The sequence below is a fragment of the Burkholderia sp. Bp8998 genome, assembly GCF_003854235.1.
Classification (GTDB): Bacteria; Pseudomonadota; Gammaproteobacteria; order Burkholderiales; family Burkholderiaceae; genus Burkholderia.
Genome location: NZ_QTQF01000125.1, coordinates 1 through 1564, shown reverse-complemented (window position 1 = coordinate 1564; position 1564 = coordinate 1). Strand labels below are relative to the sequence as shown.

The following is a 1564-nucleotide window of genomic DNA, read 5'->3' as shown; positions in this document are numbered from 1 at the left end:
CACGTTGCTGTTCGTCGTGCTCAAGCCGGTCGACAGTGAGCTCGCGCCCGTCGACAACGACGTAATCGAGCTGTTCGCCGACGAGAGTCCCGTCGAGGTCGAGGTCGACAGTGAAGTAACCGTGCTGTTGGTCGAGCTCAGACCCGTCGACAGCGAGCTGGCCGTCGTCGACGTCGAAGTCGACAGCGACGCCACGCTGCTGTTCGTCGTGCTCAGACCCGTCGACAACGAGCTGGCCGTCGTCGACGTCGAAGTCGACAGCGACGCCACGCTGCTGTTCGTCGTGCTCAGGCCCGTCGACAGCGAACCGACCCCGGTAGACAGCGATGAAATGGCGCTCGACGTCCCGGATACCGTCGTCGACAAGCTGCCGACAGCGAGATTGGTCGCATACAGTTGCGATCCGTTTATCGCATCCGTGCTCGACGCCGTGACCTGGCCGGCAGCGACATTGGTGATCTGCCGTTCGCTTCCCGGCTTACCGACACTTACAACGCTGGTCGGATTCGATCCCGCATAGGTGTAAGTCACGCCACCGATCGTGCCGGTCGCGGTCGGGTTCGGCGCAGCGGTCACGGACCCGGCGCCCAACGCGACGTCACCCGCGCTGACGCCGGCCGTGGCGCCTGATCCGATCGCCGTCGCGTTCAATGTCGTCGCGCTCGCCGCGACGCCAAATGCCGACGCGCCGTTGCCCGAGGCGGTCGCGCCATTGCCGAATGCCGAGGCGGTGACACCGGATGCAAGTGCGCTAGCACCGAACGCACTGGAATTATCGGCCAGGGCCGCGGCGAATTGGCCGATTGCAATCGCGTCGCCACCCGTGGCGTGAGCAGCCGATCCGATCGCGGTCGACTGGGTTCCCGATGCAGTCGCCAGCGTACCGATCGCCAGCGCCTGTGTCGGGCCCGCGGTAGCTGCATTGCCGATGGCAACACTGCTACCGCCTGCCGCATTTGCACCGTTACCGACCGCGACGCTGGAGGCACCGGCCGCATTTGCACGGTCGCCGACCGCGACGCTGGAGGTACCGGCCGCGGTTGCGTTCGTCCCTGCCGCCAGCGCATTGATACCCGTCGCACCGTCGTTGTTGTAATTGCCCTGCTGCGTACCGTTATCGTTGACGCTGTAATAGTGCGTGCGCGTCGCCGACACGACCGTCGACAGCGACGTCACATTGCTGTTCGTTGTGCTCAGCCCGGTCGACAACGAGCTGGCCGTCGTCGATGTGGAAGTCGACAGCGACGTCACGCTGCTGTTCGTCGTGCTCAAGCCGGTCGACAGCGAACTCACGCCCGTAGACAACGACGTAATCGAGCTGTTCGCCGACGAGAGACCCGTCGAGGTCGAGGTCGACAGTGAAGCGACCGAGCTGTTGGTCGAGCTGAGACCGGTCGACAACGAGCTGGCGGTCGTCGATGTCGAAGTCGACAGCGACGTCACGCGGCTATTCGTCGTGCTCAGCCCCGTCGACAGCGAGCTGGCCGGGACCTATCCGTGATTTCGTGGGCGAGGCATATCATGAGGTGTAAAAGTCATGGATATGCCGATGAAGAAGAAAAGA

General features: G+C 63.9%; 1 protein-coding gene and 1 pseudogene. One reads left to right on the top strand and one right to left on the bottom strand.

The features are described 5' to 3' along the window. Positions 1-1155, bottom strand: a pseudogene (locus DIE06_RS37715) (hypothetical protein); the annotation flags it as partial. Between DIE06_RS37715 and DIE06_RS39495 the strand changes: the two are divergent. Then, positions 1139-1501, top strand: a complete 363-nt coding sequence (locus tag DIE06_RS39495; protein WP_311767664.1) for a hypothetical protein — start codon at positions 1139-1141, stop codon at positions 1499-1501. The pseudogene DIE06_RS37715 and the gene DIE06_RS39495 sit on opposite strands and share 17 nt — an antisense overlap. Positions 1502-1564: the final 63 nt, after the last annotated feature.